Genomic DNA, 24,755 nt, shown 5'->3' on the forward strand with positions numbered 1-24,755 from the left:
GGCCCCTTTTTCGTTTCGTGAACGTTATAGAGGGCGTGGATGACGGGAATGGTGGTTCATTCCCTTATCATTCCGTTTACGCACACTCTCGAAAGGATGTTCGCATGGCCTATCTATCTCCTGTTGCCCCTTCCCGCCGCCTGATGCCGCGTCTCGCCGCCGCCTTGCCACTGATCGGGTTGATGGGCATGCAGTCTGCCTGTGTCACCACACCCGCCCCAAAGTCTGCGGCGAGCGCCGCCCTGATGGACGGACAAGGATCAATGCGCGGCAGTGTGACCATCACTGAAGGCGCCGATATCACCGTCCAGGTTCGCGCAATGGGCCTTGCTCCAGGGCTGCACGCGGTTCACATACATGCGGTTGGCCGGTGCGACGCGCCCGATTTCGCGACCGCCGGACCGCACTGGAACCCTATGGGCAAGAGCCACGGGGCCGAGAACCCGAACGGCCCTCACCTAGGCGATCTTCCCAATATGACCATTGGTTCGGATGGCGCGGGCGAGCTGACATTTTCCGTGCCTGCGCGGCTTGATACCGGCGATCACCCCCTGCTGGACAGCGATGGCGCGGCGCTTGTCATCCACGCCGGCCCGGACGACATGAAGACCGATCCATCGGGCAATTCCGGCGGGCGCATAGCGTGCGGCGTGATTATGAAAAACGGGGTAAAATAGCGATTGTCCGGTTTTTCTTGAATCTTTAACCGCAACACACGATATTGCATGGGTTGGCAATAGCGCCAATGACAAGGAGTTGACTTACAATGGCTAACTGGTCTGACCCCCGGACAGGTGGGATGAGCTTCGGCGCAGGCGCGTCCGCGGCCACCCAGGCGTCTTATGACGCGGGGCTACGGTCCTACATGCTGTCGGTTTATAATTATATGGCTAGCGGCGTGCTGCTCACCGGCCTCGTCGCCATGCTGTTCGCTGGAAGCGGCCTCGCCTATCAGATTCTCGCCGGGCCGGGCATATTGAAATATGTCATCATGTTTGCACCGCTTGGCTTTGTGCTGGTACTGAGCTTTGGTATCAACCGCCTTTCGACCACGGCGGCGCAGGCGATTTACTGGGCCTATGCGGCGGTGATGGGGCTTTCGCTCTCGTCGATCTTCCTGATGTACACCGGAACCTCGATCGCGCAGACATTCTTCGCGACGGCGGCGGCCTTTGCGGGCCTGAGCCTCGTGGGATACACCACGAAGAAGGATCTTTCGGGCTTTGGCACCTTCCTCATCATGGGTCTGATTGGCCTGATCGTGGCTTCGTTGATCAACATCTTCCTGAAGTCGAGCATCATGGACCTCGCGATCAGCGCCATCGGTGTGCTGATCTTCGCGGGCCTGACCGCCTATGACACGCAGAAGATCAAGGAAACATACGCCTATGTTGCGGGCACGGAGATGGTCGGCAAGTCGGTGGTGATGGGCGCGTTGAGCCTCTACCTCGATTTCATCAACCTGTTCATGATGCTGCTGCGCTTCATGGGCAACAACCGCAACTGATCTTTCTGATCTGAAACATAAAAGCCCGGCCGGGAAACTGGCCGGGCTTTTTCATTGCGAGGCGAGGCATGGTCACAGCCGCTTCAATTCCTCGCCATCATTTGCTACCCACGCAGCCATGAGTCTGCTGGGTCGCCTCCGCCGCAAGGCCAGATATAGCACCGATAATTGCCGCATCTACGCGATCGGCGATGTGCATGGCTGTTTCCCGCTGCTCGTCAGGCTGCTCCAGATGATAGAGCAGGATCAGCGCGCGCGCTTCCCGCTGGAAACCCATGTGGTGCTGTTGGGCGATTATGTCGACCGCGGCCCGCAATCCCGCGATGTGTGCGAGCTGCTCCATGCAATGGAAGGCTCCGCCTATTTCCACTGCCTCAAGGGCAATCACGAGGAAACCATGCTGCGCGTGCTGGACGGCAACCGCATGGCGCTGCGCTTCTGGCTCAAATATGGCGGCGAGGAAACGTTGCAAAGCTGGGGGATTGACCCATCGCTGATCGAGCGCGCCTATGTCAGCGAGGGCAGCCAGTGGCAGCTTATAGAGGAATTTCAGGCGGCGGTGCCGGAGGCGATGGTGCGCTGGATGCGGGCCTTGCCAGCGTTCCACCGCCATGGCGACTATCTGTTCGCCCATGCGGGTGTGCGGCCCCGCCTGAAGCTGGAGGAGCAGAGCGACGAAGACCTGCTCTGGATTCGCGAGCCGTTTCTTTCCAGTAAGGCGCGCCACCCGTGGCGGGTGGTGCATGGCCATAGCCAGACCGATACTGCAGAAATCCTCCACAACCGCATCGGCATAGATACTGGCGCCTATCGCACCGGTATTCTTACCGCGATCGGCATCGAAGATGACGACGCCTGGCCGATCGAGGCCGTAACGGCGTAATTCAGTCGCGGGACTTGGCGGGCGACCAGGTCTGATAGGTTCGCCCGCGCCAGGCATCCACCACACCCAGAAACGCGGCCCAGATCGCCGCCGCGATCTCCATCAGCATCACGCAGGGGCGAAGCCGGAGCATGGCGCCGAGTGCCACCAGCGCCACTGCCCCCCATAAGGCGCCGAGCAGACCTGGCCGGCCATCCAGCCACAGCGCCGCGCTCAGCGAACCCGCACACACCAGCGCCAGCGGTGCGCCCATCCAGCGCAACAGCTTGTGCGATACAAACTTGTAGCGGTCTGCCAGCGAGAAATGGCGCGCCAGTTGCGGCCAGAGATGGCGGTAGGAGGCATAAGAGCGGCAGGCGATGCGCCGCTTGCGCCGAAACTCGTCCACAGGATCCGTGGTGTTGCGCTCATAGGCGATGACATCGGGGGCGCTGATAAGGCGCTTGTCGTGCAGCAGCACACTCATGGATGCAATCATGTCATCCAGCAGATGTGACGGCACTTGCGGATAGAGCGCGCGACGTGTGGCGAAGATCGCGCCATCGGCTCCCATCATCGACCCACAGCGCGATTCGAGCGCCTTGATCTTTTCCTCCAGCCGCCAATACAGCCCGCCCACCTGCGCCGTCGCGCCGTCGCCATTGTTGATGTAATGCAGTGTGCCCGAAACGCCGCCGATCTCTGGGTTGTGAAAATATTCGAGCAAAGGCGCAACCGAATCGGGCGCGAGCAGCACATTGGCATCGGTGAAGATGCAGATTTCGCCCTTGGCCTGCGCCACCATCCGCCGCATGCCGGTTGCTTTGCCTGCACGCTCCGTAGCGGGGACGACCATAAGCAGATCGGGCCTGCTTTCCAGCAGCGCCAAGGTGCCATCAGTGCTCATGTCGGAATAAGCAAGAATTTCCAGATCGGGATACAGCCGCTTGATCGCTTCCAGATTATCCAGCTTCGCTGGCAGGGCGCGCTCTTCGTTATAGGCGGAAAACAGAAGGCTGGCGGAAGGACGGGGCTCATTCGCGCTGTCGGCGCGCACGGGCCGTTTTGCAAAAAGGCGCAGGCTCAGGGGATAGCTGACATAAGGATGAAGAAACAGCGCGCCGGCCAGCAGCGACAGTGCGTATAATGCGACGACCATGATGATTCGCTAGCGCGCTTTGCAAACGATGTCGCGTGGATTTTGGCAGGCGACAGGGATAGCGCGCCTTTATGTTGACGGATATGGGCGAAGCCGCTATGGGCCACCCTTCGTGATTCAGGGGAGCCTTGTTGCTCCTCTCAACCGCCCTTCAGACGGATTATTTGAGGAACTTATGGCCAATACGCCGCAGGCAAAAAAGCGCATTCGCCGCAACGCGCGCCGCACCGAAATCAACGGCAACCGCATCAGCCGCATTCGCACGCTGGTGAAGAAGGTTGAGAGCGCAGTCGCTGCTGGAGACAAGGATGCCGCCGCCACCGCCCTGGCGACCGTTCAGCCGGAGCTGGCACGTGGCGTGGCGCGCGGTGTGCTGCACAAGAACACCGCCTCGCGCAAGTTCAGCCGCCTGACCAAGGCTGTCGGCGCAATCGCCTGACACGAATAGACGGCGGCACATTTGCTGCTGCACGAATGATTTCGGACCCGCTGGAGCAATCCGGCGGGTTTTTCCATAGGTGCTACAGAGCCATGGATGCGCTCGCGCCAGGAGCCAAAGCGACCGCTTGTGATGTGCCGATCCTTCCTTATCCGGGGCAGATCCTTCAAAAGGCAGGACTTGTGCTGATTCGCTGTGAGTGCGAAAAGAAAGTTGGAATAATTATCCAACAAAAACAGTATATTAATTGATTATGACGCAATTACGTGGCCTTGGCTCTGTCAAATATTTTATTTCATTTTTTTGACGCCTCCCCCCCTTGATCCAATCGTTAACGATTGCCTAATCCTGTTGCTCACCCGCAGTCCGAATCGGACAACGCGGTTATCATGATCCATGATGGGCCAACCGCTTCTCGGTGACGGGAAGCGCATCGGTGAATTGTGGCTCGTGCATGGGGGTTACGAGCAGAATGACTCCGGCAGAAAAGGAGGGCGGTCGCGTGCTTGCAGAAGCTGAAGATAATTGTGCCGTGAGCGAGCGCCCTTTTGACGCGGGTGCGGTGTTGGCCGGGTGGGAAGGCGTGAAGGCGGCATTGCGCGGGGCAGTGGGTGCGCGCATGTATGACCAGTGGCTGCGTCCCTTGCGGCTGGGCGCCTTTTGCGATGCGACCGGCACGCTGGAGCTGCTCGCCGGGTCCGATTTTACCGCCAATTTCATTGTCAGCCAGTTTGGCGACCGTATCCGCCTCGCCTTTCGTGCTGCCGATATCGGGGTTGAAGACGTCCGGGTGATTCGCGCACCGCATCTGCCGGGGGTGATCGCGCCAGGCGAGGCGTCCGACGCTGGCAAGAGCAAGGCCGCCGGGAGTGCAGCGGGTGTGCAGGGCGCTGATCTGTCGGCTTCGTCCTCTGGCCCGTCGGCCGCGCGCCGCGTCGCGCCCGATGGCCTTGCCCTGCGCCACAGCTTTGCCGATTTCGTTGTGGGCGAAAGCAACCGCCTCGCCTTTACGGCGGCGCAGGCCATGGCCGCGCAGCAAGCGCCACTGTTCAACCCGCTGTATATTCATGGCGGCACCGGGCAAGGCAAGACGCACCTGCTGCACTCGATTGCAGGCGCCTATCATGATCATTTCCCCGCGCACCAGATTATATATATGTCCGCCGAAAAGTTCATGATGGAGTTCGTCACAGCGATGCGTGCGAACGACAGCATGGCGTTCAAGGTGCGGCTGCGCGCGGCCAAGCTGCTGTTGGTGGACGACATCCAGTTCATCGCGGGCAAGGGATCGACACAGGAGGAGTTCCTCCACACGATCAACGAGCTGGCCGAGAACGGCGCGCGCATCGTCATCAGTGCGGACCGTGCGCCCCAGCATCTCGATGCAGTCGATCCGCGCATCCTTTCGCGCCTGGCAGGTGGCTTGGTAGCGGATATTCAGCCTGCCGATCTCGATCTGCGCCGCACAATCCTGGAGGCCAAGCGCGCTACCCTCTCTGCCGCTACGATCCCTGATTCGGTGCTGGATTATCTTGCCCGTTCCATCCGCTCCAACCTGCGCGAGCTGGAAGGCGCGTTCAACAAGCTGATAGCCTATGGCCAGCTTACGGGGCGTGCAGTGGATATGGAATTTGCGCAGGCGATGCTCGCCGATTCGGTGCGCGCCAATGCCCGGCGCATCACTGTGGACGATATCCAGAAGGCCTGTGCCGCCCATTATCGCATTGATCCGTCAGAAATGCGCTCCAAGCGCCGCGCGCGCGCGGTAGCGCGGCCGCGGCAGGTGGCGATGTATCTCGCGAAGAAGATGACGCCGCGCTCGCTCCCTGAGATTGGCCGTATTTTCGGCGGGCGCGACCACAGCACAGTGATTCACGCGGTGCGGACGATCGAGGAGTTGCGCCAGAACAACGCAGAGATGGATGCCGATATCCGCAAGCTGCAGCGCCAGCTGGAGATGTAGGGGGGGGCTACCCCCTGGCGGCGAGCCAGTCCTTCACCCTTGCGGCGATAGCGGTAAATGGCTCGGCCTCTGCGCCGTCTGCCGTGGCAGGCGGCGTTCCTGCGTCAGAAGCCAGCCGGATACCAATGGATAGCGGGATACGGCCCAGAAACGGCATGCCCATCGTCCGCGCGGCAGACTCCGCTCCCCCTGCGCCGAAGGGATCGGACACCTCACCGCAATGCGGGCAGGCATAGCCCGCCATATTCTCGACCAGCCCGATCATCGGCACGCCCGCCTGCTCAAACAGGCTGATGGCGCGAGTCGCGTCCATCAGCGCCAGATCCTGAGGGGTGGAGACGATCACCGCGCCCGCTGGCTTGTGTTTCTGGATCATCGAGAGCTGGATATCGCCGGTGCCGGGCGGCATGTCGACGATCAACACCTCGGCATCGCCCCAATGTGCATCAACGAGCTGTGAGAGCGCGTTGCCCGCCATCGGCCCGCGCCATGCGATCGCCTTGCCCGGCTCGACCAGATGTCCCATCGACAGCATCGGCACACCACCCGCGCCGATGATCGGAAACATCTTGCTGTCTTCCGCCAGCGGCTTTTGCCCCTCGCTTGCCAGCAGGCGCGGCTGCGACGGGCCATAGATATCGGCATCGACAAGCCCGACTTTCACACCCATGCGCGCGAGCGCAATCGCGAGGTTGGCGGAGACGGTGGATTTGCCCACGCCGCCCTTGCCGGATGCCACGGCTATGATGGTGCAGCCGCGCTTTTCCATGGTCTCCGCGATACGCACGGCGGTGATTTCGGGGAGGGTGCGCGCGGCCGCCTCTATCGCGCCGGTCATCTCCCGGCGCTCGCCCGCACTCAGGCTCCCTATGTCGAGCACCATCGATAATACCCCATCGCGCAGGCGCAGGGCACTGGTGCGGCCTTGGGAAAGCGAAGTGATCCGGGCGGAAAGCATGTCAAACTCGGTCATGCCGCGCCCATATGCGATTATCTTGGCAAAGGCACTGTTTTTCCGCCGCGCGGCTCCTTATAGATATGGATCATGAACCAGAACAGTCCCGCGCTTCTTCGCCGCCTCCGCTCGCTCCTTTCCTTGCTGCCCGGTCTGGCCATGGCTGGGCCATGGGGTGGAAAACCCGGCGGCGCTCCCGAAGGGGAAGATGGCGCATCCGGCGAGGGCGCGAGTGGCGGAGCGTCATCTGGCGGCCCTCGCAATCCCTGGACCCAGCCGCCACGCGGTGGGCAGGGTGCTGGCGGCCCTTCCGGGGGCGGAGCGCGTCCTTCCTTGATCGAGGATCTGTTGCGGCGCGGGCGCGAGAGCCTTGGCGGCGGCGGCAATGGCGGGGCGCCGGGCGGCGGAGGCGGAGGCTTTGCCAGCGGCGGCAATCCGCGGACGCTATGGCCCATTGCGCTCGGCATCGTTGCGGTGATGTGGGTGGTGCTTACCAGCTTTCATCGTGTCGGCCCGCAGGAGCGCGCAGTGGTGCTGTTCCTCGGCAGCTACAGCCGCTCAATGACGCCGGGCATAGGCCTCACCTTGCCCGCCCCGTTTGAAACGGTCGAGACGGTCGATGTCGAGGAAATCCGCACGGTCGATATCGGCTCGGTTTCCGGCGAGGGCCAAAATCTGGTGCTGACAGGCGATCAGAACATCATCGACCTTGCTTATTCGGTCCGCTGGAACATCCGCGACCCGGAGCTGTACCTGTTCGAGCTGAAGGACCCGGACGCCACTGTGCAGGAGGTTGCGGAGACAGCGATGCGCGCCGTGCTGGCGACAATCTCGCTCAACGAGGCGCTGGGCGCAGGGCGCACCGGCATTGAGCAGCAAGTGGCTCTAAAAATGCAGGAAATACTGGATGGCTATCGCTCTGGCATCCGTATTCAGGGTATAGCAATCAAGCAGGCTGACCCGCCGAATGAAGTGAATGACGCGTTCAAGGAGGTGTCCGCCGCGAAGCAGGACGCTACCACATACGTCAATCAGGCGACTGCCTATGCGCAGCAGCTGAGCGCGCGCGCGCAGGGTGAGGCTGCGGCTTTCGACAAGGTGTATGCGCAATACAAGCTTTCTCCCGAAGTGACCCGGCGGCGCATGTATTATGAGACGATGGAGGCGATTCTTGCCGATACGGACAAAACTATTGTCGAGGCGAACAATGTGATGCCCTATCTCCCGTTGCCAGAAATCAAGCGCAAGTCCAGAGACAGCGCAGCAAACACCACCACTGTTGAGGGGGTCCGCTGATGGAACGCGTCCTCCGTAACCCGGTTTTGGCCGCGCTCGCGGCGCTCGGCTTCCTCATATTGCTCGGCAGCACCGTCTCGATCGTGCCAGAGACCCAGCAAGGCGTGATCGTGCGATTCGGCCAGCCGGTGCGCATCCTCAATAGCTATAACCCAAAGGAGCGCTTTGGCGAAACCGGCGCGGGTCTTGCTGTGCGGGTTCCCTTCGCCGAGCAAGTGGTATGGATCGACAAGCGCATCCAGTCAGTCAAGATGGAGCGGCAACAGGTGTTGTCCACCGATCAGCTGCGGCTTCAGGTCGATGCCTATGCCCGCTATCGCATCACGAACCCGCTACGCATGTATGTGGCTGCAGGCAGTGAGCAGAATGTCGAGGAGGCCTTGCGCCCGATCCTCGGCTCTGCGCTGCGCAATGAACTGGGCAAGCGGCCTTTTGCGGCGCTCCTGTCGCCGGAGCGCGGGCAGGTGATGAACAATATTCGCGCGGGGCTTAACCGCGTGGCGCGGCAATATGGCGCCGAGGTGATCGACGTGCGGATCAAGCGGGCGGACCTGCCCGATGGCACACCATTGCAGAGCGCGTTTCAGCGCATGCGCACCGCGCGCCAACAGGAGGCGCTCACTATCCGCGCCCAAGGCGAGAAGCAGGCGCAGATCATCCGCGCCGAGGCCGATGCCCAGGCAGCACAGGTCTATGCCGCCAGCTTTGGCAAAGATCCGCAATTCTATGACTTTTATCGCGCAATGCAGGCATATCGTCGCACGTTCAATCCGCAGAACGACGGACAGACCAGCGTCATTCTGTCACCCGACAATGACTTCCTGCGGGAGTTTCGCGGGCGATAGCGCCCCTGCGGTCGCGGCTTATTCAATTCCGGTTCAGGCGGGTGTTGGCATCCATCTGGGCATTGTTTAGGGCAGGCCACGCCTGCGCCATTGAGTGTATGAGAGGAAGTGTGTTTTGCGCTACGTCTATGGTTTGACCGCCGCTCTGCTGCTTGGCGGCACCGCCATCGCCATCAGTTCGCATGAACCTCTGGATGCGCAGCCCCCCCAGAACGAAGGTATACAGACCCCCGTTGCGCCGGGTGGCGCTCCGGCCAGCTTTGCCGACATGGTGGAGCGACTTCAGCCCGCTGTCGTCAATATTTCCACCCGCCAGCGTGTGCAGGCGCGCCGCAACCCGCTGGATGATCTGTTCGGCAATCTGCTCGGCGGGCCGGGCGGTGCGGACAGGCCGCAGATTCAGGAGGGCACGTCGCTCGGCGCGGGCTTCCTGATCTCGGCGGATGGCTATATCGTAACCAACAGCCACGTCGTCTCGCCGGGTGGGCCGAACGCCACAGTAGAGGCGATCACTGTGACGATGAACGACCACACGGAATATGCCGCCGAGCTGGTGGGGCGCGATGAAGTGGCCGATCTCGCGGTGCTCAAGATCAAGACCAGCAAGCCTATGCCCTATGTGCGTTTTGGCACCACCAAGAGCGCGCGCGTGGGCGATTGGGTGATCGTGATCGGCCAGCCTTTGGGCCTCGAAGGCACGGTGACGACCGGCATTATTTCCAACATCGCGCGCACCACCGGCTCCGGCTCGCCCTATGACCGCTTCATCCAGACCGATGCCTCGATCAATCAGGGTAATTCGGGTGGGCCGATGTTTGACCTCAAGGGCAATGTGCTGGGCGTCAACACCTGGATCGCATCGCCCAATGGCGGCAATATCGGTCTCGGCTTCGCCATTCCGGGAGAGATCGCGCGGCCCATCGTCGAAAAGCTTATGCGCGGAGAGAAGATCGAGCGCGGATATATCGGCATCGGCTATTCCCAGATCAACGACAAGCTGGCGCGCGCGCTGGGCGTAGACAAGAACCACGGCGTGTTCGTCAATGCGGTGCCCAGCGATGGCCCGGCAGGGCGCGCAGGCATACAACCGCGAGACGTGATCCTGAGCGTGGGCGGCAAGGATGTGAACATCGACAATCCGCTTTCGGTGATCGTGGCGGACCTCCAGATTGGCAAGCCGGTCCCAGTAGAGCTGATCCGCGATGGCAAACGCCGCACCGTTTCCGTGACGCTGGGCCGGCGCCCCAGCGAGAAGGAGCTTTCCGGGGGATTCTTGCCGGATGACGAACCGCAGGCCGCCCCGTCAACGCCACAGCAAAGCTATGTGCCGCGCTATCCCAATGAAAATGGCATTGGCCTTGCGCTGCTGGAGATCAACCCGGCGATCCGTCGCCAGCTTGGCCTTGACGACAGTGTGGAGGGTGTCGTCGTCAATGGCGTCAACCCGCAGAGCGACGCCGCAATTGTCGGCATCCAGCGGGGTGACATGATCCTTGAGGTCGATGGCCGCAAGGTGCGCACCGCCGCCGACGTGAAGGGGGCGGTCGCCGCTGCCCGCACGGCAGGCAAGAGCGCGGTTCTGTTGCTCATCGCCCGCCCCAGCGCGCGGTTCCGTGGCTATGTACCGGTCGAACTGACGAAATAAAGTAAACTCTGACTGGCGCCCGTCACCTCGCTCTTTCCAGCGGCGGTGACGGGCGCTATGCCATGGGCGAACCTGAAACTGGGGAGCCTTTCATGAGTGACGGCATTTTCATCGGCGCGGCGGGTGGGCAGCCGCAGGCGCTCAACCTGAGGCGCGCCAACCGGCATGGCCTGATTGCGGGCGCGACCGGCACCGGCAAGACCGTGACGCTACAGGGTATCGCCGAAAGCTTCTCCCGCCTCGGCGTACCGGTGTTCATGGCCGATGTGAAGGGCGACCTTGCGGGAATAGCCATGCCCGGCTCGCCCACCTTCAAAAACGCAGACAAGCTGGAGGCGCGGGCCAAGGAGATCGGCATGGCGGACTATGCCTATGCCGACAACCCGGTGATCTTCTGGGATCTTTACGGGCAACAGGGCCACCCGATCCGCACGACTGTCTCCGAGATGGGGCCGCTGCTGCTCGCGCGCCTCATGGATTTGAACGAGACGCAGGAAGGCGTACTCAACATTGCCTTCCGCTATGCTGACGAGGAAGGGCTGCTGTTGCTCGACCTCGGTGATCTGCAGGCGATGCTGGCCTATTGCGCGGAAAATGCGGACATGCTCTCCGCCAAATATGGCAATGTGACCAAGGCGAGCGTGGGGACCATCCAGCGGCAGTTGCTGAGTCTCGACAGCCAGGGCGGCGCGGCGTTTTTTGGCGAGCCGGCGCTCGATATCCATGACTTTCTCCACGTGGATGATAAGGGGCGCGGGTTTATCAATGTGCTGGCGGCGGACCGGCTGATGCAGAGTCCCAAGCTCTATTCCACCTTCCTGCTCTGGCTACTTTCCGAGCTTTTTCAAGTACTTCCGGAAGTCGGCGACCCTGAAAAGCCCAAGCTCGTCTTCTTCTTTGACGAAGCGCATCTGCTGTTCGATGACGCGCCCAAGGCATTGACCGACAAGATCGAACAGGTGGTGCGCCTGATCCGTTCCAAGGGCGTGGGCGTCTATTTCGTGACGCAGAACCCGATCGATATTCCCGAAGAGGTGGCGGGCCAGCTCGGCAACCGGGTGCAGCATGCGTTGCGCGCCTTCACCCCGCGCGACCAGAAGGCGATCAAGGCGGCGGCGGAGACATTTCGCATCAACCCGGACCTCGATGTCGAAACCGCGATCACGGAACTGAAGGTCGGCGAGGCGCTCGTCTCGCTGTTGCAGGAAGACGGCAGCCCCAGCATCGTGCAACGCACGCTGATCGCGCCGCCGCGCTCGCGCCTCGGCCCGCTCGATGCCAAGGAGCGCGCGATCATCCGCTCTGTCTCGCCGGTTGACGGCAAATATGACATGGCGGTGGACCGGGAGAGCGCGGAGGAAATCCTCGCCGCGCGGGGGCGGGCCGCCGCCGCAGCGGCCGAGGCGGAAAAGGCGCAGGCTGAGGCTGACAAGCAAGCCGCCGCGCAGGCCAAGATTGATGCGAGGCAGCGCGAGGCGGAGCTGAAAGCACAGGCCCGCGCCGATGCCGCCGCCGCGCGCGAGGCAGCCAAGCCGAGCAATTTCGACCGCGCCGTGCAATCCGCCACTCGTTCGGTCGGCTCGTCACTCGGCCGTCAGGTCGCGAACGAGATCGGCAAGGCCGTGTTGGGCGGCTCGTCGCGCAAGTCGTCGGGCGGTGGCCTGATTGGCGGGCTGGTGCGCGGCGTGCTGGGCGGCCTGTTCAAATAAAGGGGAGGGGGCGCGGGATGCGCCCCCTCCCTTCCCGCTCAGAGGTCGCTCAGACGGAAGCGCACTGTCATCACCCGCTCGCTCGACACGGCAACGCCATCGCGCGTGGCGGGCCTGAAGCGCCAGCGCTCCAGCGCCTGTTCACGCGTCGCCTTCCAGAAGGCGCTGTCGCTGGTATCGACCAACTCCACCGTCTCGACTCTGCCCGCCGCCGATATGTGTATGCGGACGGTGGCATAGCCCTCGATCTGCGCACGGATCATGGCTGGAGGATAATCGGGCTGGAAATCGCGCAGGCGCTTCGGGTCCGGCATGGCGGAGACGAACACGGGCTGATGCGTAACCGGCCCGGTTCCGGTAGAGACGCCAGTTCCGCCGCCCTTATCCGGCCCTGTGGGGCCTGATTCTTCGGTATATTGGGTGGGGTCCAGCGGTGGGGTTTGCGGCTCGGCGGTTTGCTGCTGGTTACGTGCGCGCTGCAAGGGCTGGCGCTTCTCTGGCCGATATATTTGCTCCGGCGGCGGCTTGGCGGCGGGAATATTTTTGACCCAGATAATGTTGGGGATAACCTTGGGTATCGTCCCCGGCGGGAGCATCCATATCACCCCCCCAACCGCGACATGCACCGCGATTGTCGCGCCTATGGCAAGGGGCGAGGCCCGGTTGCCCGTATATCCACTTCCGATTGTGCGATTGTTGTTCAGGATCCACTGCATCATGCATCCTCCTCCTGTGGCCTGCACAGGATCGCGCAGGATCCACAAAGGAGATGATATCACATTCACCACCGGGTCCAAAGCGATATATCGGGCGTGATGTTATGGGACCGGGCCGTCCGACGGGACAAGGGTCTGCGGATCTATCCGGGCGTCGTGCCATTTCATGCCCCAGTGCAGGTGCGGCCCGCTGGTGCGCCCGGTCGCGCCGATGGTGCCCAGCACCTGGCCCTGCCGCACGATATCGCCTTCCTTCACGGCGAGGCTTGCGCAATGCAGGAATGCGCTGGAGAGCCCCATGCCGTGATCGACGATCAGCAAATGCCCCTCCAGCGTGAAGGGCGCATCCGCAGCGGCGAGCACAACCACCCCGTCGGCAGGCGCGACGAAGGGCGTACCAGTGGGCGCCGCGACATCCACCCCGTTGTGATAGCTGCCCGGCGTTCCGCGATAGACACGCTGTGAGCCGAATATGCCGGAGATACGCCCCTTGGCGGGCCAGAGGAACGCCTGCCGCCAGCCTTCGGATACAGGCATCAGTGCGCGCGCAGCGGCAATGCGCGCCAGCTCGGCGGGCCTGCGCGCCTGGAACTCGGCGCTTGGCACATTGGCGGTGGGCGAGGCGTTGACATGCTCGATCCGCCAGTCGCCCTGCGCTACCGCTAACGTGTGGGCGAGGCGCGCGCCATCATCCAGCTCTGCCGCCAGCAGGGCGTTGGGCGCGGCGTCCCGGTCAAACGCGATCAGGAAACGGCCGTCGGGCGCCAATATGATCGGCTGGCCATTTAGCGTAACGGCGCGCGCGTGGGATGGCGCATAGCCATAGATCGCGCCGCCTTGCCGCGCCGTGCCTTCCAGCACGAAGTCGGGGCGGGCAGGTGGCGTCTTGGCAGGAGCGGGTGGCGGGGCAGGCGCAGGTTTAGGCGCGGGCGCGCTGACGCAGGCGCTCAGCACCAGCGCGCTGAGCAGGGCGGGGAAAAGCCGCGTCATATCATTCAGGCGGGCAGCCCTTGCTCCTTGCGCCAGCGCACCTCGGCTTGGGTGGATGCGGCGGCATCGACATAGGCCTCCTGCCGCACGATCGACCAATAGCGCAGATCATCGAGCGGGATGCGCGCGCCAGTGACCGCGCACAGCACATAATCTCCGGGGCTGAGCACCCGAAAGCTGTAGGGCATGTAATGCAGCTTTGCGGGCTGGTCCTTGCCTTGCATCAGCATCAGTCGTCTTTCTCTTGGTCCGCGCCGAACAAATCCTGCTGCACGGTTGCGGATGGGGCGCGCGCGGGTTTGCGCGCCAGCTTCTGCGGCGATGATAACCGGGAAGTGGCAGCGGACTCAAGCCCGTCCTCGCCCAGCGTGGCAACATCAAGCGCGCCGTCATGGAAGGTGAGGCGCATTGCCCCCGCCGCCTGCGCCGCCGACGCCGAGGTCAACACCCGCTCACCCACGCTCACCAGCGCAAAGCCTTTGGACAATGGCCGACGCGGATCGAGCGAGAGCGCGAGCCGCCACGTACCCTCCAGACGCTCACGCCGCTGCGCGATGCCGCGCGTGACGAGATCGGGCCGCAGACGCACGACATCGAGCCGGGCGCGCTCCCTCGTGATCCGCTGATGCAGCAGGGCCGGACGCAGCGCGCCGCCCGCCTCGGACAGATGCCTCCAGGCGAGCGTCACGCGCTGCTTCAGCCCCCTTCCCAGCCGCTCGCCCAGATCATCGGCGCGCTGGCGCTGGGTGGCGAGCAAGGCCTCAGGCGTTGGCAGCAGCCGCGCGGTCATGGCGAGCCGCTCGCGCCGCAGCTCCAGCCCACGCCGCATCGCCCTGCCGCCGCGCAGGCCAAGCTCCGTTAGCCCCGCTATCAGCTCCGCACGCACCGGCACCGCCATCTCGGCGGCGGCGGTTGGGGTGGGGGCGCGCACATCCGCCGCATAGTCGCACAGGGTCGTGTCCGTCTCGTGCCCCACGGCGGAGATGATGGGGATGGTACAGTCCGCCACCGCGCGCACGACGGCTTCCTCGTTGAACGCCCACAGATCCTCGATTGAGCCGCCACCGCGCGCAACGATGACGAGATCGGGCCGGGGGACAGGCCCGCCCGGCGCCATCGCGCTGAAGCCGCGCACCGCAGCCGCCACTTGCGCCGCCGCGCCCTCGCCCTGCACCAGCACGGGCCACAGCAGCACATGGGTGGGGCAGCGATCCGCCAGTCGATGCAATATGTCGCGGATCACCGCGCCCGTGGGCGAGGTGACAACGCCGATCACGCGCGGCAGATAGGGCAGGCGCTTCTTGCGCTCCGGCGCGAACAACCCCTCGGCGGCAAGCTGCTTCTTCAGCCGTTCGAGCAGCTGCATCAGCGCGCCTTCGCCCGCCAGCTCCATCCGCTCGATCACGATCTGATAGCTGGAGCGCCCAGGATAGGTGGTGAGCTTGCCGGTGACGACCACCTCGATCCCGTCCTGCGGCATAAAGCCAAGCCGCCCGGCCACGCCCTTCCAGATGATGCCGTCTATCCGCGCGCTGTCATCCTTGAGGCTGAGGTAGATGTGGCCCGAGGCTGCTCGCTTGTAGCCCGATATTTCACCGCGCAGGCGCACATGGCCAAAGCGGTCCTCCACCGTGCGTTTCAGCTGCGCCGACAATTCGGACACGGAGAGCGCAGGCGCGTTGTCCCCCGCGCGCTCTTGCGCTAACAGGCGGCCCGACGCATCGAAGGCGGCATCCATTTCTTCTTCCGGGGGCATTATCGGTATGAACATCCTGTTGCTGGGTTCGGGCGGACGCGAACATGCCCTTAGCTGGAAGCTGGCGCAATCGCCCACATGCGAAAAACTGTTCGCCGCGCCGGGCAACCCCGGCATCGCCGAGTGCGCCACGCTGGTAAAGCTCGATGCGACGGATCATGATGCGGTGGCGGCGTTCTGTGCGGTGCAGGCGATTGATCTGGTGGTGATCGGCCCGGAAGCGCCGCTGGTCGATGGGCTGGCGGACGCCCTGCGCGCCGCTGGCGTCGCTGTGTTCGGGCCGAACAAGGCGGCGGCGCAACTGGAAGGGTCCAAGGGCTTCACCAAGGATTTGTGCGCGCGGGCGAACATACCGACTGCGGGTTATGTGCGCACTACGTCGCTGGAACAGGCGCGCGCAGCTTTGCCGCGCTTTAGCCTGCCGGTCGTCATCAAGGCGGATGGGCTGGCTGCGGGCAAGGGCGTGATCATCGCGGAGACGCATAACCAAGCGGACGAAGCGCTTGTCGATATGTTCTCCGGCAGCTTCGGCGCGGCGGGGGCAGAGGTGGTGCTGGAAGAGTTCATGACGGGCGAGGAGGCGAGCTTTTTCGCGCTGACCGACGGCACGGATATTCTCGCTTTCGGCAGCGCGCAGGATCACAAGCGCGTGGGCGATGGCGACACCGGCCCCAATACCGGCGGCATGGGCGCCTATTCGCCCGCGCGGGTGCTGACGCCGGAGTTGGAGCGGGAGGCGATGGAGCGGATCATCCGCCCCACGGTCGATACGATGCGCGCCGAGGGCATGCCCTATAGTGGGGTGCTCTATGCCGGGCTGATGCTCACGCCGGAAGGGCCGAAACTGGTCGAATATAATGCCCGCTTTGGCGACCCGGAGTGCCAGGTGCTGATGATGCGGCTGGAGGAGGATCTGGCCGAATTGCTGATGGATGTGGCGACGGGCAGGCTGGGCGAGCGCGGCGCGGTAACGATGGCGGAGGACTGTGCGCTCACGGTGGTGATGGCGGCAAAGGGCTATCCCGGCACGCCGGACAAGGGCGGCGCAATATCCGGCATCGATGCCGCCGAAGGGACAGCGCCCGGCATCAAGGTCTTTCATGCGGGCACGGCGCTTGCAGACGGCGCGCTGGTGGCGAGCGGCGGGCGCGTGCTTAACGTCACCGCGCTGGGGGCCAGCATCGCGCAGGCGCAGGTGCGCGCCTATGCGGCGGTGGACGCTCTGTCCTTTCCGTCGGGCTTTTGCCGCCGCGATATCGGATGGAGAGAGGTGGAACGCGAGCAGGACGCCGCGTAACACGTACAACTGGCGTTCATCTGGTCTGTTCGATAAGCTGGCGCACGGCGAAACGCCGCCTGCCGATCGGAAGGATGGACCGATGCTCATCAGAAATCTCCCCGAGTCTCACCTGCACGAGCGCGACGCCACGCCGGAGCCGCTGTATCGCGACAGGCGGGCGGTGCTGGCGGGGATGATCGGCGCGGGCCTGATGCCGCATCTGGCGCAGGCGGCGGAAGAAGGCGAGGGCAGCGGCTTGCCGCGCTTGCCTTCGCGTCTCACGCGACGGCTGGATGAAGACCAGACCAGCTATGACAGCGTCACCCACTATAATAATTTCTATGAGTTCGGCACCGGCAAGGAAGACCCGGCGCGCAATGCCGGCAGGCTGCGCACCCGGCCGTGGACGGTGCGGGTGGAGGGGCTGGTATCCAAGCCGCAGACGATCGACATCGACCGGCTGATCCGCCTCGCGCCGCTGGAGGAGCGGGTCTATCGCATGCGCTGTGTCGAGGGCTGGTCGATGGTCATTCCCTGGGTCGGTTTTCCGCTGAACGCCCTGCTCAAGATGGTCGAGCCGCTCGGCAAGGCCAAATTCGTCGCGTTCGAGACACTGAAAGACCAGCGCCAGATGCCCGGCCAGCGCAGTTCGGTGCTGCAATGGCCCTATGTAGAGGGGCTGCGGCTCGATGAGGCGATGCACCCGCTCACGTTGTTGGCTGTCGGGCTATATGGCCGGGCGCTGCCCAACCAGAACGGCGCGCCGATCCGCCTCGTCGTGCCGTGGAAATACGGGTTCAAGTCGATCAAGTCGATCGTGCGTATCCGGCTGGTCGATCGCCAGCCGCCGACGAGCTGGAACATCTCCGCCCCGCAGGAATATGGCTTTTATTCCAACGTGAACCCCACCGTCGATCATCCGCGCTGGAGCCAGGCGCGCGAGCGGCGCATCGGTGACTGGCTGCCGCGCGCGACTTTGCCCTATAATGGCTATGGCGCGGAGGTGAGCCAGCTCTATCGCGGCATGAACCTCAAGCGTTATTTCTGATGGGCTGGCTGCGCGCGCACAGGCAAGGGCTGGCCCATATCGTCATGGCGCTGCCCGTTCTGGTGCTGGCGGTTCGCTGGGTAATGATGATCATGGGGAGCGATCCGCGCGCCGTGGGCCTGAGCGCGGAGCCGATCGACTATACGATCAATTACCTCGGCCTGTGGGCGATCCGCTTTCTCATCCTTTCGCTGGCGATCACACCGCTGCGCACATGGGCGCGGTGGAGCTGGCTGGCGCCGCTGCGGCGGCCGCTCGGCCTCTGGGCGTTCGCCTGCGCGCTGTTGCACCTCAGCGTCTATTTCCTGCTGGATCAGCTTGGGTCATTCAGCCTGTTGTGGGAGAGCGTCGCCAAGCACCCGTTCATCCTGCTCGGCATGGCGGCGTTTACGTTGCTGCTTCCATTGGCGCTGACATCGACACGCGGCGCGATACGGAGGATCGGTGCGCGGAGGTGGCAGGCGCTGCACCGGCTGGTCTATCTCGCTGCGATATTCACGGCGATCCATTTCATATTGCGGGTGAAGGGTTTCCAGCCGGAGCCGTGGATTTATGCGGGCGTGGCGGCGGTGCTGCTCCTCGTGCGCGCTCTGCCTACCGCCTGGGTACGCCGCGCCTGAGCGGTCAGCCAGCTTTGGGCGTGACCAGCAGCTTGTCGATCTTGCGCCCGTCCATATCGACGACCTCGAACACCCAGCCCTGATCTTCGAAATGCTCGCCCACTTCGGGCAGGTGCTTCAAGCGCCACAGCACATGCCCGGCCACCGTGGCATAATCGCGCTCTTCCTCCAGGCTGAGGCCGATGCGCTCGGCCAGCTGGTCCATCGCCATCTGGCCTGAAACGAGCAGGCTGCCGTCCTCGCGCTCCACCAGATCCGGCTCGTCATAGAGGTCCGCGTCGGATGCGAAGGTGCCCGCAATGGCCGAGAGCAGGTCAGACGGGGTGACGATCCCCTCGAAATGGCCATATTCGTCATGCACCATCACCATCGGCACTTCCGAGCGCCGCAGAACCTCCAGCGCGTCCATCGCATCGACCTGATCGGGCACGACGGCGACAGTGCGCATCAGCGCTGAAACGTCTATCTTCTCGCGCTTCAAGAGGGCGGACATGATGTCGCGCGCCTGAACCACGCCGATGATCTCCTCCACGCTGCCACGCCCGACCGGCAGGCGCGTATGCGGTGTGGCGAGCAACTTGGCACGCAGCGCGCGCGCGTCGCTCGACACATCGACCCAGTCGACATCGGTGCGCGGCGTCATCACCTCGCGCACCGGTCGGTCAGCAAGGCGCACCACGCCGGAGATGATCGCGCGCTCGCTCTCCTCGATCACGCCGGATTTGCTGGCCTCGGCGACGATCAGGTGCAGCTCCTCCGCCGTGACATGCGCCTGAGACTCGCGGTTGAGCCCTAGCGCGCGGAAGATGAGGGCGGAGCATCGGTCCATCAGCCACACCAACGGCGCGGTCGCCTTCGCCAGCCACAGCATCGGCCGGGCCATGACGATGGCAATCGGCTCCGGCGCGCGCAGCGCGAACTGCTTGGGCACCAGTTCGCCGACGATCAGCGACGCGAAGGTGGTGAGGCCGATAACGAGCGCAAAGCCGACGGTTTCTGCCGTCTCCGCGCTCAGCCCCAGCATCTCCAGCCGCTCCGCCACCGGGCCGCCGAGGCTTGCGCCGGAATAAGCGCCCGCGCCGATGCCGATCATCGTGATGCCGATCTGCACCGTGGAAAGGAACTTGCCGGGGTCTTCGGCGAGTGAGAGCGCCACCCGTGCCCCGCTCTTCCCCGCCTTTTCCGCAGCTTGCAGCCGGGGCCGCCGCGCGGAAACGATCGCCAGTTCAGACATGGCGAACAATCCGTTGAGCGCCACAAGCGCGAGAATGATGAAGACATCCGCCCAGGGAAAGGGGGTTAGGGATAATGCGTCGGTCATGGCCTGTGGCCTTATTGCCGGAACTGCGCGCAATGCACAACAGGCCGATCAGCGCTAACCGAAATTACAGCCCTTCCGGCGCCTTCAGCCCCGCGCGGACGCAGGCGGCGACCAGTGTGTTGCGCAGAAGCACCGCAATGGTCATCGGGCCGACGCCGCCGGGCACGGGCGTGATCGCGCGGACATGGCTGATTGCCTCGGCGGTGGCGACATCGCCGACGATCTTCGTCTTGCCCTCTTCCTCAGCCGCTACGCGGTTGATGCCAACGTCGATGACCACCGCGCCGGGCTTGATCCATTCGCCCTTGATCATCTCTGGCCTGCCCACGGCGGCGACGACTATGTCCGCGCGGTGGACGACGCTGGCGAGGTCGCGGGTGCGGCTGTGCGCGATGGTCACGGTGCAGCTTTCGCCGAGCAGCAATTGCGCCATTGGCTTGCCGACGATGTTCGAGCGGCCGACGACCACAGCCTCCAGCCCGGAAAGATCGCCCAGCTCGTCTTTCAGCAGCATGAGACAGCCCAATGGCGTGCAGGGCACCAGCGCGGGCAGGCCCACGGCGAGCCGCCCGCTGTTGATGACATGAAAGCCGTCGACATCCTTGGCAGGATCGATCGCGGCGATCACCGCCTGCTCATCGAGATGCTTCGGCAGCGGCAGTTGCACGAGGATGCCATCGACGCGCGGATCTCCGTTCAGCTCCTCGATCAGCTCCAGCAATTCATCCTGCGATATACTGGCCGGGCGGCGGAACTCGAAGCTTTCCATGCCGACCTCGACCGTCATCTTGCCCTTGGAGCGGACATAGACGGCGCTGGCCGGATCTTCACCCACCAGCACCACCGCAAGGCCCGGCTTGCGCCCAGTTTTTGCAACAAAATCAATAATATGATCTGTAAGTTGTACCCGCAGCCCTGCCGCGAATCCCTTGCCGTCTATCAGCTTGCCGATGGTCATTGTTCTGGGTCCAGTTTCTGCAAAATTGCGCCCGCTTCATGGGCGTGGTCGATGAGGCGGATGCGCTTTAGCCGGTTGGTGTCTCCCGACTCAAGCACGATGTCTCTTGCGGCAATGCCGAGCCGCTCCGCAATGCTCTGGATCAAAGCCTTGTTGACCTTGCCCCTTTCCGGCACCGCGCGAACGCTGATCTGGAGCCAGACCGCGCCCTTCTCATCCCGCCATGTGCCGCCGATCTGCTCCTTCGCAGCTTTCGGCGTCAGGCGGATGGCGAGGAGGAGGTCGTCTCCATCAGCGCGCAAGAAACCGGCGCTCACCGCCGGATCACATCATTGAAGAGTACAGGCCTGGCAAAATCGTCTGCAAGATGATGATGATGAGCAGCACCACCATCGGCGAGAGGTCAAGCGCGCCGAGATCCGGCATCACTTTGCGAATCGGGCGATAAATGGGCTGGGTCAGCCGGTCGAGCGCGATCCAGATGGAGCGCACCACTTCATTCTGCGTGTTGATGACATTGAATGCGATCAGCCAGCTCATGATCGCCTGCACGATGATGATCCACCACAGCACGTTCAAGAGAATCATGATGATCTGAAACAGAGCGAGGACCATATTAACTCCCTGAAGCTTGCAGCAAGCCTTAGCCCAGCCGGTTCATCCGGCACAAGCGCGGAAATTTCGGATCAAACTTACCCCCGCACCAGCGTGCCCGCGCCGCGCCGGGTGAAAATCTCCAGCAGCATCGCGTGCGGCACCCGCCCGTCGAGGATCACGGCGGCGTCCACCCCGGCCTCGACCGCGTGAACGCAGGTATCGAGCTTGGGGATCATCCCGCCGGTGATCGTGCCGTCGCTTTGCAACGCGCGGATGCGCGCGGGGTTAAGATCGGTCATCAACTCGCCCTGTTTGTCGAGCACGCCGGGAACGTCCGTCAGCAGGAAAAAGCGCTTGGCCTTCAGCTCCGCCGCGATCGCCCCCGCCATCGTATCGGCATTGACGTTGTAGGTGTGCCCGTCTGCGCCAATGCCCACTGGCGCGACCACGGGGATGATGCCATCGCGGCACAGCGTATCGAGTATACGGCGATCCACCTGCACCGGATCTCCGACGAAGCCGAGGTCGACATGCCGCTCTATACCGCTGTTGGGGTCTGCCTCGCGCTTGCCGCCAACCTTCTCGCACAGCACCAGCCCGCCATCCTTGCCGGAAATGCCGACAGCGCGGCCACCGGCCTGCGCGATCCAGCCGACAATCTCCTTGTTGATGGAACCGGCAAGCACCATCTCGGCAATCTGCGCCGTCTCCGCATCCGTCACGCGCAGGCCGCCGACGAACTGCGATTCGACGCCAAGGCGCTTCAGCATCGCGCCGATCTGCGGCCCGCCGCCATGCACGACGACGACATTGATGCCGACCGCCTTCATCAGCACCACGTCCTCGGCGAAATCGCGCGCGGCTTCGGGGTCGCCCATTGCGTGGCCGCCATATTTCACCACAAAGGTCTCGCCGGTATAGCGCTGGATATAGGGCAGCGCCTCGACAAGCGTTTCGGCCTTGGCGAGCAGGGCGGGTTCGGGGGCGTGTTTGTTGCTCATGGCTGCGCCCCCTAGCGAGTTTTTTGCCAGACGAAAAGGACGCTCTTCAGAACAGCAATGTCTGCGGATCGGGCATCGCCGCGCGCTGTTGCGCCTTCACGAGCGAGAGCACGGTGCGGATCAGCATCCAGATGCAGGTGATCGTCATGATCACGAACCCGATCAGGATGATGAGCGTGAGCGCGCCCAGCACACATCCGGCCAGCCCGAACCAGAAGGTGCGGATGAGATAGGTGTAATGCGTCGCCTCCCACGGCTCATGCGGCTCGGCCTTCCAGACATAGGCGAGAACAAGGCCGATCAGCCCGCTGACGCCGGTGAGCAGCGAACCGGCATAGAGCAGGCCGATGATCGTCGGGCGGTTGAAGTCAAAGCCTCCGACTGGCGTTGCGGGTGGCGGACCAGCGGGTTGAGGCGGCAGTGGGGTGCCTTGGTCGGTGTCGCTCATGATGCGTTCCCTCTCCAGAAAGACAGGAGCGCATCATGCAGCATTTTTACAAGGGAACAAGCCGGTAATTACACGCAGCCCGCTCAGAAGCTCGGCACTGGCTCCGGCCCGGAATAATCGTAAAATCCCTTGCCGGTCTTGCGCCCCAGCCAGCCCGCCTCCACCAGCTTGGTGAGGACCGGCGCGGGGCGGTATTTCGGGTCTCCGAAATCCTTGAGATAGACGTGCAGCACATTGAGGCACACATCGAGGCCCACCATGTCCGCCAGCGTCAGTGGGCCCATCGGGTGGCCAAGGCCCAGCTTGCAGGCCGCGTCGATATCCGGAATCGAGGCCAGCCGCTCGCCCGCGGCAAAGCATGCCTCGTTGATGAGGGGGAGCAAGATGCGGTTGACGACAAAGCCGGGGCTGTCCGCCGCGACGACGACCTGCTTGCCCACTTTCTCTCCATAAGCCTTTGCGCGCTCGGTCGTTGCCGGTGCCGTGGCGAGGCCGTTGATCAGCTCTACCAGCGCCATCAGCGGCACGGGCGAGAAAAAGTGGATGCCGATGAAACGCGCGGGATCGGCGGCGTAGCTTGCCAGCCGGGTGATCGAGATAGAGGAGGTGTTGGAGGCGAGGATCGCGTCGGGCGCCAGCACCTTGCCCACCGCCTCGAATATCTTGGCCTTGATCTCCTCGCGCTCGGTCGCCGCCTCGATGATGATCTCCGCCGCGCTCATCGGCGCATAATCGGCCACCGGCTCGATACGGGCGAGCAGGGCGTCGAGATCGGCCTGCGTCATCTTGCCCTTCTCGACCTGCTTGCCCAGAATCTTGGCGATGCCATCCTTGCCGGCCTGCGCGCGGGCGAGGTCAATGTCAGACAGGAGCACATGGTAGCCCACCTGTGCGCTCACCTGCGCGATGCCTGAGCCCATCAGCCCTGCGCCGATCACCCCGATTGTGCCCATGTCTTTCCCTTTCCGTAAGCGTAAACTTGCTGCGCGGCTCTATGCTGCCTCTGGCTCGATTCCGCAATGCAAAAAAACGGTCGCGTCGATCAGCGCGAGGCGCCGGGCACCCATTTGATGTCGCCTTGCCCGCCCAGTGCGGCGGAGGCGTTTACATGCCGCGCCAGCACGAACAACAGATCTGACAGGCGGTTGAGATAGGTGCGCGCTGGCGCATTGATCGTGCGCGTTTCAGCGGCGGCGACCACGCTGCGCTCCGCCCGGCGGGTGATCGCGCGGGCGAGATGCACCGCCGCCGCTGCTGCTGAGCCACCGGGCAATATGAAGCTGTCTAGCGCGGGCAGCGCCTCGTTCAAACGGTCGATCTCCTGCTCCAGCCGCTCCGGCTGCGCGGGCGTGATCCGCAGCGCCCATTCCGGGTCCGCGCCGTCTGTCACCGGCGTCGCGAGGTCTGCGCCAAGATCGAACAGGTCGTTCTGGATGCGCCGCAACAGCGCGGCCTCGTCGCACTGCCCCAGCGCGGCGACCGCCATGCCGATCGCGCTGTTCGCCTCGTCGACATCGCCCACCGCCTGCATCAGCGCATCATGCTTGGCCACGCGCGAGCCATCGACCAGCCCGGTGGTGCCGTCGTCACCCGTGCGGGTGTAGATCTTGTTGAGCTTGACCATGATTGGCAGGCGGGCCG

General features: G+C 63.7%; 27 protein-coding genes. 13 read left to right on the forward strand and 14 right to left on the reverse strand.

The window, feature by feature from the left end:
• The first annotated feature begins 104 nt into the window (after positions 1–104).
• From EQG66_RS03205 to EQG66_RS03215, 3 genes are all read left to right on the forward strand, one after another.
• Positions 105–677 carry a superoxide dismutase family protein gene (locus EQG66_RS03205; RefSeq protein ID WP_245987826.1) on the forward strand — a complete coding sequence of 191 codons (573 nt, stop codon included), beginning with the start codon at positions 105–107 and terminating at the stop codon, positions 675–677.
• 89 nt (positions 678–766) lie between these two features.
• On the forward strand, positions 767–1,507 hold the full coding sequence (locus EQG66_RS03210) for a Bax inhibitor-1/YccA family protein (protein WP_129403102.1): 741 nt from the start codon (positions 767–769) through the stop codon (positions 1,505–1,507).
• Between the two features lie 118 nt (positions 1,508–1,625).
• Complete coding sequence (locus EQG66_RS03215) at positions 1,626–2,390, forward strand: metallophosphoesterase family protein (RefSeq protein WP_129403103.1); 765 nt, start codon at positions 1,626–1,628, stop codon at positions 2,388–2,390.
• A 1-nt stretch (position 2,391) separates the two neighbouring features.
• Here EQG66_RS03215 and EQG66_RS03220 read toward each other — a convergent pair whose 3' ends face one another.
• On the reverse strand, positions 2,392–3,528 hold the full coding sequence (locus tag EQG66_RS03220; RefSeq protein ID WP_129403104.1) for a glycosyltransferase: 1,137 nt from the start codon (positions 3,526–3,528) through the stop codon (positions 2,392–2,394).
• A 175-nt stretch (positions 3,529–3,703) separates the two neighbouring features.
• On the opposite strand from EQG66_RS03220, the gene rpsT reads away from it, so the two are divergent.
• From rpsT to dnaA, 3 genes are all read left to right on the forward strand, one after another.
• Positions 3,704–3,967 carry a 30S ribosomal protein S20 gene (rpsT, locus tag EQG66_RS03225; protein WP_129403105.1) on the forward strand — a complete coding sequence of 88 codons (264 nt, stop codon included), beginning with the start codon at positions 3,704–3,706 and terminating at the stop codon, positions 3,965–3,967.
• A 92-nt stretch (positions 3,968–4,059) separates the two neighbouring features.
• A complete protein-coding gene (locus EQG66_RS15260) occupies positions 4,060–4,218 on the forward strand; it encodes a hypothetical protein (RefSeq protein WP_164975568.1) in 159 nt (52 codons plus the stop codon).
• A gap of 221 nt (positions 4,219–4,439) precedes the next feature.
• Entirely contained in the window at positions 4,440–5,930 is a 1,491-nt protein-coding gene (dnaA, locus tag EQG66_RS03230; protein WP_129403106.1) for a chromosomal replication initiator protein DnaA, read from the forward strand.
• A 7-nt stretch (positions 5,931–5,937) separates the two neighbouring features.
• On the opposite strand, the gene EQG66_RS03235 is transcribed toward dnaA, so the two are convergent.
• A complete protein-coding gene (locus tag EQG66_RS03235; protein WP_245987847.1) occupies positions 5,938–6,699 on the reverse strand; it encodes an Mrp/NBP35 family ATP-binding protein in 762 nt (253 codons plus the stop codon).
• 276 nt (positions 6,700–6,975) lie between these two features.
• Here EQG66_RS03235 and hflK point away from each other — a divergent pair, with 276 nt between their 5' ends.
• The 4 genes from hflK (at position 6,976) to EQG66_RS03255 (ending at position 12,380) form a co-directional block, all read left to right on the forward strand.
• On the forward strand, positions 6,976–8,181 hold the full coding sequence (hflK, locus tag EQG66_RS03240; RefSeq protein WP_181951774.1) for a protease modulator HflK: 1,206 nt from the start codon (positions 6,976–6,978) through the stop codon (positions 8,179–8,181).
• Complete coding sequence (gene hflC / locus EQG66_RS03245; RefSeq protein WP_129403108.1) at positions 8,181–9,026, forward strand: protease modulator HflC; 846 nt, start codon at positions 8,181–8,183, stop codon at positions 9,024–9,026. The genes hflK and hflC overlap by 1 nt, the downstream gene beginning before the upstream one ends.
• A gap of 115 nt (positions 9,027–9,141) precedes the next feature.
• Entirely contained in the window at positions 9,142–10,671 is a 1,530-nt protein-coding gene (locus EQG66_RS03250; protein ID WP_129403109.1) for a trypsin-like peptidase domain-containing protein, read from the forward strand.
• A gap of 92 nt (positions 10,672–10,763) precedes the next feature.
• Positions 10,764–12,380 carry a helicase HerA-like domain-containing protein gene (locus tag EQG66_RS03255; RefSeq protein WP_129403110.1) on the forward strand — a complete coding sequence of 539 codons (1,617 nt, stop codon included), beginning with the start codon at positions 10,764–10,766 and terminating at the stop codon, positions 12,378–12,380.
• Between the two features lie 38 nt (positions 12,381–12,418).
• Here EQG66_RS03255 and EQG66_RS03260 read toward each other — a convergent pair whose 3' ends face one another.
• The 4 genes from EQG66_RS03260 to xseA all read right to left on the reverse strand — a co-directional run bounded on the left by EQG66_RS03260 (position 12,419) and on the right by xseA (position 15,842).
• Complete coding sequence (locus tag EQG66_RS03260) at positions 12,419–13,099, reverse strand: energy transducer TonB (RefSeq protein ID WP_245987829.1); 681 nt, start codon at positions 13,097–13,099, stop codon at positions 12,419–12,421.
• Positions 13,100–13,198: 99 nt separating this feature from the next.
• A complete protein-coding gene (locus EQG66_RS03265) occupies positions 13,199–14,086 on the reverse strand; it encodes a M23 family metallopeptidase (protein ID WP_129403111.1) in 888 nt (295 codons plus the stop codon).
• Positions 14,087–14,091: 5 nt separating this feature from the next.
• On the reverse strand, positions 14,092–14,316 hold the full coding sequence (locus EQG66_RS03270) for a DUF2093 domain-containing protein (protein ID WP_129403112.1): 225 nt from the start codon (positions 14,314–14,316) through the stop codon (positions 14,092–14,094).
• Complete coding sequence (gene xseA, locus EQG66_RS03275) at positions 14,316–15,842, reverse strand: exodeoxyribonuclease VII large subunit (protein ID WP_129403113.1); 1,527 nt, start codon at positions 15,840–15,842, stop codon at positions 14,316–14,318. Before xseA ends, EQG66_RS03270 begins: the two co-directional genes overlap by 1 nt.
• 7 nt (positions 15,843–15,849) lie before the next feature.
• On the opposite strand from xseA, the gene purD reads away from it, so the two are divergent.
• The 3 genes from purD to EQG66_RS03290 all read left to right on the forward strand — a co-directional run bounded on the left by purD (position 15,850) and on the right by EQG66_RS03290 (position 18,789).
• On the forward strand, positions 15,850–17,139 hold the full coding sequence (purD, locus tag EQG66_RS03280; protein WP_129403114.1) for a phosphoribosylamine--glycine ligase: 1,290 nt from the start codon (positions 15,850–15,852) through the stop codon (positions 17,137–17,139).
• Between the two features lie 82 nt (positions 17,140–17,221).
• Complete coding sequence (msrP, locus tag EQG66_RS03285; RefSeq protein WP_129403115.1) at positions 17,222–18,169, forward strand: protein-methionine-sulfoxide reductase catalytic subunit MsrP; 948 nt, start codon at positions 17,222–17,224, stop codon at positions 18,167–18,169.
• A complete protein-coding gene (locus EQG66_RS03290) occupies positions 18,169–18,789 on the forward strand; it encodes a protein-methionine-sulfoxide reductase heme-binding subunit MsrQ (protein ID WP_245987832.1) in 621 nt (206 codons plus the stop codon). The genes msrP and EQG66_RS03290 overlap by 1 nt, the downstream gene beginning before the upstream one ends.
• Positions 18,790–18,793: 4 nt before the next feature.
• Here the strand turns inward: EQG66_RS03290 and EQG66_RS03295 are convergent, their stop codons facing one another.
• The 8 genes from EQG66_RS03295 to EQG66_RS03330 form a co-directional block, all read right to left on the reverse strand.
• Positions 18,794–20,110: a hemolysin family protein gene (locus tag EQG66_RS03295; RefSeq protein ID WP_129403116.1), complete on the reverse strand. Its 1,317-nt coding sequence runs from the start codon at positions 20,108–20,110 to the stop codon at positions 18,794–18,796.
• Positions 20,111–20,174: 64 nt separating this feature from the next.
• The gene (gene folD, locus EQG66_RS03300) at positions 20,175–21,068 is read right to left on the reverse strand and encodes a bifunctional methylenetetrahydrofolate dehydrogenase/methenyltetrahydrofolate cyclohydrolase FolD (protein ID WP_129403117.1); all 894 of its coding nucleotides are present in this window, start codon (positions 21,066–21,068) and stop codon (positions 20,175–20,177) included.
• On the reverse strand, positions 21,065–21,385 hold the full coding sequence (locus EQG66_RS03305; RefSeq protein WP_181951775.1) for a DUF167 domain-containing protein: 321 nt from the start codon (positions 21,383–21,385) through the stop codon (positions 21,065–21,067). Before EQG66_RS03305 ends, folD begins: the two co-directional genes overlap by 4 nt.
• A 7-nt stretch (positions 21,386–21,392) precedes the next feature.
• Positions 21,393–21,683, reverse strand: a complete 291-nt coding sequence (locus EQG66_RS03310; protein WP_129403118.1) for a YggT family protein — start codon at positions 21,681–21,683, stop codon at positions 21,393–21,395.
• A 77-nt stretch (positions 21,684–21,760) separates the two neighbouring features.
• On the reverse strand, positions 21,761–22,666 hold the full coding sequence (argB, locus tag EQG66_RS03315; protein ID WP_129403119.1) for an acetylglutamate kinase: 906 nt from the start codon (positions 22,664–22,666) through the stop codon (positions 21,761–21,763).
• A 46-nt stretch (positions 22,667–22,712) separates the two neighbouring features.
• Positions 22,713–23,114, reverse strand: a complete 402-nt coding sequence (locus EQG66_RS03320; protein ID WP_245987833.1) for a DUF4870 family protein — start codon at positions 23,112–23,114, stop codon at positions 22,713–22,715.
• An 83-nt stretch (positions 23,115–23,197) separates the two neighbouring features.
• The gene (locus EQG66_RS03325; RefSeq protein WP_129403120.1) at positions 23,198–24,067 is read right to left on the reverse strand and encodes a 3-hydroxyacyl-CoA dehydrogenase family protein; all 870 of its coding nucleotides are present in this window, start codon (positions 24,065–24,067) and stop codon (positions 23,198–23,200) included.
• Between the two features lie 89 nt (positions 24,068–24,156).
• Positions 24,157–24,738 (reverse strand): cob(I)yrinic acid a,c-diamide adenosyltransferase, encoded by a 582-nt coding sequence (locus EQG66_RS03330; protein WP_129403121.1) that lies wholly within the window; start codon positions 24,736–24,738, stop codon positions 24,157–24,159.
• Between the last annotated feature and the right edge of the window lie 17 nt (positions 24,739–24,755).

Origin of the sequence: Sphingobium fluviale (genome assembly GCF_004122115.1) — a bacterium.
Taxonomy (GTDB): Bacteria; Pseudomonadota; Alphaproteobacteria; order Sphingomonadales; family Sphingomonadaceae; genus Sphingobium; species Sphingobium fluviale.